This is a genomic window from Mycoplasma sp. 4079 (assembly GCF_047785185.1).
Lineage (GTDB): Bacteria > Bacillota_I > Bacilli_A > Mycoplasmatales > Metamycoplasmataceae > Mycoplasmopsis.
In genome coordinates this window covers 26,548-34,805 of the sequence record NZ_JBLNNG010000008.1, presented here as the reverse complement: position 1 = coordinate 34,805, position 8,258 = coordinate 26,548, and the positions used below count along the sequence as shown (strand labels likewise).

Here is an 8,258-nt window from a genome sequence, read left to right as displayed (position 1 = left end):
TTAAAGGTTTTCTGTTTATTCAATGAACTAATGTTCTGAATATTCTTCCCAATCACTTTCTTTATTAGCAAACTTAGCAAAAATGTTTATGTTACAAACTCAGAAAGTGATATTAAATCAATGCTAGCACTCGCTAACGAAGAAGGGGTGCTGCAAACCGGAGAAAGTATTTTAGCTCAAAATGCTTTAGATTTGGACTCAACAAAAGTTGCACAACACTACATTAGATTAAAAGATGTAACTTACATTTCTTATAAAGCTAGTGTAGCAGAAGCGATTGAAATATTCAAGGATACAAACTATTCAAGATTACCAATTGAAAAAGATGGACAACTTATTGGAATTGTTTTATTAAAAGACATATTCTCACTTAAAAAAGGTAAAGTGATTAATTATATGAAACAAGTTCCAAGCATTTCAGCTAACTCAATTCTTTCAAGTGCTCTTGAGAAAATGAGAGCAGCAAGAGCTCAAATGGCTTTTGTTGTTGAAAACAACAACTCTACAGATGTTTTAGGTATCATTACAATTGAAGACATCATTGAAGAAATCATTGGAGAAATCTATGATGAATACGATGACGATGAGCAAATTTATGAAATTTCACTTGAAAGAGCTAAAGCTCATTCAAACGTTAAAATGTCTGATTTAATTAAGCAACTCGAGATTGATGAAGAACTTATAAGCGATGATGAAAAAGCTATGGATTTGAAAACTTATTTATTAACTAAGACAAATTCAACTAAACTACTTAAATCAACAAAATTCACTATCGAAGATGAAATTAGCTTCAAGGTTATTGAATTAGTTAAAAATAAAAAATATTCAGCAATCATTGAAGTTAACAAATTATAAAAAGTAGCAGTAATGCTATTTTTTATTTATCCCTTACTCACATATATAAAAATATTTTAATTTTTAAAAATAAATCAATATTATGGTTTATAATAAAAAAATGAAAATGCAGAAAAACAGAATTATTAATATCACCAATATTCGTTGATTTCATATTAACGTTTAATTTGGTGTATTCTGTTAACGAAAACATAACAGATTACATTAAAAATGAAATCTGTTATGTAATAAATACTATAGAGGAGCTTTTAATAAAAGTAAATATTCTAGCAGGCATGCAAATATGAATATTGAAAGGATATAAAAGCCGAAATATAGAGGTTGGCAAACTTCTATATTGGTAGAAAAGCATAAAAGATTTCTACTCTTTGGTTTAACCATTGGTGCTATAGATTTACATCCTTTTAATAACATTAATTTATTTTAAATTTTGTATTAAAGTTTTGTAGATTTATAGTTCTACAAAACTTTTTATTTAATTATTTGGAGTTATTATGAAAGCAAAACAATACAAAAAATATGAAGATGTACCTAAAAAATATCGTTGAGATTTAGAAGACATTTTACAAGGTAAAAAATTAGATGACTGAATCGATGAGTATGTAGCACTATATAAAGAAAGAATTAAAAATAAAGATTCAAAATATGACTCAATTGAAGCTTATTTAGAAGATTTAAAAGTTAGTGAACAATTAACACTTATTAGTAACAAGGTTTCTAATTATTTAAGTAACAAGCAAAATGTTAATTTAATTGATCCTGAAATTATCAAAAAATCACAAGATGTTGAATTTTTAGATAATCAACTTGAAACTGAATTCGGTTCTGAAATTAATAGATTTTATGCAAACTTAGACAAAATGAAAGTTTGAAAAGATGATCCAAGATTAGCAGATTACAAAATGCAAATTGAAGAAACAATTGAACAACATAAACATAAATTAAGTGATGATGTTGAAGAATACATTTTGCAAACATCATATGGAGAACCTGATCCACACAACATTTTCTCAATTATTACTAATTCAGAATTAGATTATGGATATGTTGATTTATCAGACAAAAAGAAAATTAAATTAAATAAAACAAATAGAAATCAATTACTTAAATCAGATAAAAAAGAAGTTAGAAAGCAAGCTTTTGAAAAGTTCTGAGATGCTTACTACAAACACAAAGATTCATTAGCAGAAACTTTATTCCAACACTTTAAGAGCTTAACCGTAGCTGCAAAAGTTAGAAAATACCCATCAGCAGTTATGATGTTAACTAATTCAGATAAAGTTACTGATGAAATCTTACAAACATTATTTGATCAAGTTGCTTCAAACATTAAAGTATTAGCTAAATATTCAGAAGCATACAAAAAATTCTATAAAGCTAAATATAAGTCAAAAATGGAAAAATGAGATACATTAAGAGAGCTTGTAAATGTTAAAACCTCATACACAGTTGAAGAAGCGATTGATTTAGTTAATGAAGCTGTAAAACCGTTTGGTGAAGAATACGCAAACGAAGCTAACAAAGCATTAACAGAAAATTGAGTTGATTTTATGAGTGTCCAAAACAAACGTTCAGGAGCTTACAGTATCGGTGGAACTTATGGAATTGATAAGAAGTACATTTTAATGAACTTTGATGGTCAATTAGATTCAGTAGAAACTTTAGCTCACGAATTAGGTCACTCAATGCATTCATATTTTGCAACTAAATATCAACCATTACCACTTAGCTCATATCCAATTTTCTTGGCTGAAATTGCATCAATTTTCAATGAGTCAATGTTATATGACTACTTACTTAAAACATCTAAAAACGACCTATTTAAATTTGAAATCTTATCAAAAATTATTCAAGGGTTTATTGGCACAGTAGTAAGACAAGTTGAATGAGCTTCATACGAATACAACTTGTACAAAGGTATAGAAGAAGGAAATGTTGCAGGAAGCTATGAAGCAATTTCAAAACTTTACCACGAAAATTCACTTAAATTCAAATACAAATCTAAGAAGGGTAAAAAAGCTAAATATGTAGCTAAAGAAAACTTGGGCTCAATTTATGTACCTCACTATTACTATGGTTTTTATGTATATAAATATGCAGTTGGACAATTAACAGCAAATTACTTCTTTGCTCAATATAAAGAAAAAGGTAAAGAAGCATTAGATAACTACATTGACAATTTCTTAAAAGCTGGTGGAAGTGATTATCCACTTGAAATTCTTAAAAAAGTTGGAGTTGATTTACTTGATAAAAACTTCTATAAGCAAAGTTTTGATTACTTATCAGATTTAGTAAATCAATGAATTAAATTAGGAAACAAAATTTTCAAATTAGATAAAAAATAAGGAGGTATCCGTGAAAAAATACAAAAAATTATTATTAGGTGCTATATCCGGTTTGTCTATAATATCACCATTAGTAATTGCTTCGTGTTCGAATACAGGTGATAAACCAAAAAAACCACCTTTGAGCGCTGAAGAGAGAGCAAATTATCAAAGATTATCTGTACAAGAAACAAATCTTGCTAATGAAGCTTGAACAAAATATCAAGAATATTATGCTAAAAAAGAAGCTCTTTATGAACAATTAAATGATACTGAAACTGAATATAGAGCTGCTAAAAATGAAAATACAAATTCATTTAGAAAATTAGTTTCATTACAATCACAAAAAAACTTTTATATCTTGGTGTCTGGCTCAAACGATTTATCTGCGTTAATTTTAGCAGTTGATAATTTACCTAAAAACAATGATGTTAACTTAGAAGTTTTAGATATATTAGGTAGCTACACAAATAAATCTTATAAAGTTGTTTTAGAAGAAGACTCAACACCTAAATCTGAACAATATAACGCAACACTTTCTAATATTGAAAAATTAAAGCAAGAGTTAGAAAACCAAAATATTAATCTTGATATTAATAAAAAATCTTTTGCAGAAAAAACTGCTGAATATAAGAAGTTAGAAGATAAAAGTTCAGAAGAGGCACAAAAATTCAAATCATCAATTAGTCAGCTAGAACAAAACATTCAAGATTTAAACGAGCAAATTGCAGATATTAAATCTAAACAAGAAATTGCGAAACATACATTAGATAAATTAACACAGTTAATTAATGAAGATGTCTTAATGGGCTCAAGTTTTGCAGAACAAAGACAACAAAAGCTAAACGAATTAACAGAACAAGTAAAATCTGCAGAAGCTGAATACAACAAAACCAGTGAAAAATTCAATGCTGCTGATAATGCCTACAGAGCAAAACTTGTCGAAATCGAAAATCAATTCAATTCTCAATATGCAGAACAAATGAAAGTTGAATTAGAAAAATTCAATCTTCATAATAAATTAGCTAGAAATTATCAAGCTCAATTAATTGAAGATGATTTAGCTTCATATGGACAAGATTATGTTGATGAAAATGCTGGTCAAAATAACTTTTTAACTAGTGAACAAGTTAAAAACATTCTTTATCCTAATATTGAATTCAATAAATCTAAAGTTAGTGATAGATTCGCTCAAAAACAAATTTATCAAGAAGTATATAACTCAGTTTATTCATCAAGCACATATCCGTGAGATGTAAGTGCTGGATATGGTAATCCAGTTGACCCATTACTTTGAACAACTTATTCATCTCTTATTTCTTTAGAAAGTTCAGGTAAGGCAAAATTTATTAACACTGAAAAATCAGCACTTTCTGAAGATGGAATTACAAACAAGAAAACAGAACTTATCTTACAACCTACATTACAAAGATTTAAATTAGATTTAGCTGACGCAATCATTCTATATGTTCAAAAAGAAGAAAACGGAACTAAATTAACTGACCCAAATGGTAAGCCAATTTTAGAAGCTATTGTTTTTGATCAAGATGACGCTGGATTAGTTCCTGGACCAACTGAACACGATGATGTGCTTAATGTAGACTACTACACAACAAGTATTGTTAAAAGAACTTCATCTAATCCACGTTCTATTAACTCAGCTAACTTCTTCGAAAAAGTTGGTTTAGCTCACAGAATGGAATTTAGAATTAGAAACGGTGTATTTTGAGTTGATTCAAACGGTAATAAAACACAATATCCTGTTGTTGCAGATGACTTTTATATTTCAATTCTAAGAACAAAAATGAATGACACACTATTTAGAAGACAAAATGGTGGAAGCAAAACTGCAGATGATGATATTAGATCGATGTTATCTGAACCAAACAAACTTTTTGATGATAGACAACAATATACAAACTCTTATTTATTTGATTTATTTAATGTAAGCTTAGACAAAATATTAGATCGTTCAAATTCAGTTGTTAACAAAGATGGACACTCATATTTCGGACTTGAACGTCTTAATGAAAATGCAGCTGCATCATTTGTAAATATTTTAGATATGATAACTAAATCATATGAATTTGCTGCAGCTCCATCTGAATTTATTAAAGATAAAAACAGAAGAAATGATCAAGACATAACTCCACAAACTAAAGAAGATCAAAGTAATGAAGTCAAAATTAACAAAATTAGACAATCAGTTCAATCGATTGATGGACTTGCAAAAGATTCAGGTATCTATTGATATGGATTTTCACAGGATAAAACTTTATTTGCTGGAAAATACTATGGTTCTAAATTTAATTCAGACACATTGACTCAATCAACATTTAAAAATATGCATTATTGAGATTCGGAGTTTGTTAATAACCCAACAACAATTAATCAGTTCTCTTCAAGATTTCAAAACTATTTAGTTGATGCTGCAATTTTTGATGATTCATCATATAACCAATATTTATTTGGTCAAAAAGCATCATATTCATTTACAGGCTTAACTCAAAAAAGAAGAGATGCAGTGTTACAAGATCCAAATAACTATGGACTTAACTCAGTTAAGTTATCAAATAAAGGTTCATTAACAAAACACTTTATTTGATCACTTTTACCAAAAGAAGGTTCATCAACAACTTACTTTAATGATGCTTATTCATATGTAATGTGAAATATGTCAACTACCGAAGCAATTTCTCAATCTTCTAAAAATGCAATTAAATCAGTATCTGTAGGTACAGGGGCTGAATTTAAAACAATTTTATCAGCTGCAATTGACTGAAACACAATCGGTATGATACAAAGAAAACCACAACCTGCAGTTGGGTGAGTAAGTTACCTTGCGCCTGATAATGATATTAATTCAAACGCTTTAGATAACTCAACTACAAACAGTTTAAGAAGCAATAGTGATATTGTTAATGCATTTTTTGTAGTTGATTCACAAACAGGACAAAGAGTTGATTTCGGCGCAATTGGAAACTTAATTAATCCGAGCGATACTCAAAACATTAATACAACAGCTGATGATTCAGTTAAGAGTGTTGTTTATGAGCAACTTAAAGCAAGAATGAAAGACTTACTCGATAGAGTTTATGCTCAAAACCCTACTCTCCTAGGTAAAACAGTAGATATTAGTATCTTTTATAGATTCTTCAACTATCCAACTTTAGCCGTTAATGCACTTGATTTACTTATTAAAGCTTGAAACGGTTTAGATCCTAGATTAAACATTAAATTAATCAAACCAATAGATAAAGACGAGTGAAGAGGATTCTGAACTACAACACCATCTCCGGTAGACTTAATTGGATGAGGATACGACTACAACGGAATTGGTTCAGGTATTACAGGAATCGCGCAAAGAGCTCATATAACTACTGCAATGCTTGCAATTTTAGCTGACCCTGAATATGCACAAAAAATGCAAGCTTTATATCCTCAACTTTATAAAGCGGCACAAAGACTTGGTGAATTTATCAAAATTGATGGAAATAAATTATCAATTACACCAGAGCAAGTTACATTCAATTTAACAAACAGTCAAGTTCAACATCTTTCAAACATTATGGGCATGTACAAATGAGATGGTGAAAAATTAATCAGAATGGATGAATCAGATAACTTAAGTTCATATACATCTTGAGATAACTTAAATGCAAACTTCTGATTAGATTACACACAAAATCCAGATCCAGTTACTGGTGAAATGGTTTCAAAATTAGATTTAGTTCATTTAGCACAAGAAATTGGAAACTTTGTTGGAGCAGTACCGAGTGCATTCTCATATATGAGTACATCAATACTTGCTAAAACACTCAAAAACCCTAACTATTTAGTTCCTGAATTTGAAACAGAAATTCCATATTGAGTAGATATTAGAACAGTTAATGGAAAATAATTGAAAGGAGAAAAATGCTTAAATACTTATTTAAACGTATAGGTTTTGCTATCATTACTTTGTTTATCATTATAATGGTAGTTTACCTTATGGTTGCTCAGTTTTCGGATAACCCATTTGCTAAAAAAGCACTTGAGCAAGCTGGTGAAAATAATTCTTCAGCAGTTAATGCAGGTGAGATGAAAAGGTTATTTGAAAACTCAGTTAAGTACCATTTAATACCTGATAATTTGATTTATGAGAATGTTAAAACAGAATGATTTAATATGAAACTAAATCCAGTTATTAGATTTGGTTACTGAGTTGGAGATTTATTTACCAAGCCATCAAACCCATTTGGATACCCATTCAATAATTCACTTTTAGAAAATGCAGATGTTAAAACAATTCCTGAATATTTCTTTAAGTACCTTAAATACTCTATTATTATCACATTACCTGCTTTCTTAATTTCTTCTCTTATCGGAATTACTTTAGGGATAGTTTCAGGGTACAAACGTGGAACAGTTGCTGATGCATCAATTAACTTCTTTGCACTTGTCTTTATAGCGCTTCCATCGTTTGTTATCGCGCCTATTATTATTTCAATCTTGTTCTCAATGAACTTTCCACCAAATTTCATTAACTTTAATAACCCTGCTGAAGTTGAAGCCTATGGTGTAGGCAAAATGATATTAAGTTGACTTCCACCAATCTTAGTTATCGTGCTCGGTTCACTATCAGGGTACATTACATACACAAGAAACCAAGTTATTACAGTTCTTACATCAAACTACATTTTAATTGCTAAATCTAAAGGTTTAAGCAAAAGAGAAATTTTCTTTAAATATGTTTTAAGAAATATTTCAATCCCACTTGCTGCAATTTTAATTCCATCTTACATTCCTCTTTTAAGTGGTGGAATTGTTATTGAAACTTACTGAGGAGTACCTGGCACATCACAAGTTATCACACAAGCATTCCCTAATGGTGAAATTAACATCATTATGTTCTCAACAGTATTCTTCACATCACTTAGTTTATTTACAACAATACTTGTAGATATATCATTTGCTTTCTTAGATCCTAGAATTAAATACTCTGCAGCTAACCCATATAGTGTTACAAGATTTATAAGAAACTACTTCTTAAGAAATAAACAATTTAAAGAAAATGAAAAAATAAAACAATCATAGAAA

Annotated in this window: 4 protein-coding genes and 1 riboswitch; all 4 genes read left to right on the top strand. The window is 29.1% G+C overall.

The window, feature by feature from the left end; translation table 4 throughout:
* The coding region (locus tag ACMZI9_RS02130; protein ID WP_416099183.1) for a CBS domain-containing protein at positions 1-855 on the top strand (855 nt) is incomplete at its 5' end.
* 229 nt (positions 856-1,084) lie between these two features.
* A riboswitch (Lysine riboswitch) is annotated at positions 1,085-1,252 on the top strand.
* Positions 1,253-1,349: 97 nt separating this feature from the next.
* A complete protein-coding gene (gene pepF, locus ACMZI9_RS02125; protein WP_416099182.1) occupies positions 1,350-3,200 on the top strand; it encodes an oligoendopeptidase F in 1,851 nt (616 codons plus the stop codon).
* 10 nt (positions 3,201-3,210) lie between these two features.
* Entirely contained in the window at positions 3,211-7,080 is a 3,870-nt protein-coding gene (locus ACMZI9_RS02120; RefSeq protein WP_416099181.1) for an OppA family ABC transporter substrate-binding lipoprotein, read from the top strand.
* 14 nt (positions 7,081-7,094) lie between these two features.
* Positions 7,095-8,255 carry an ABC transporter permease gene (locus ACMZI9_RS02115; RefSeq protein ID WP_416099180.1) on the top strand — a complete coding sequence of 387 codons (1,161 nt, stop codon included), beginning with the start codon at positions 7,095-7,097 and terminating at the stop codon, positions 8,253-8,255.
* The last annotated feature ends 3 nt before the right edge of the window (positions 8,256-8,258 follow it).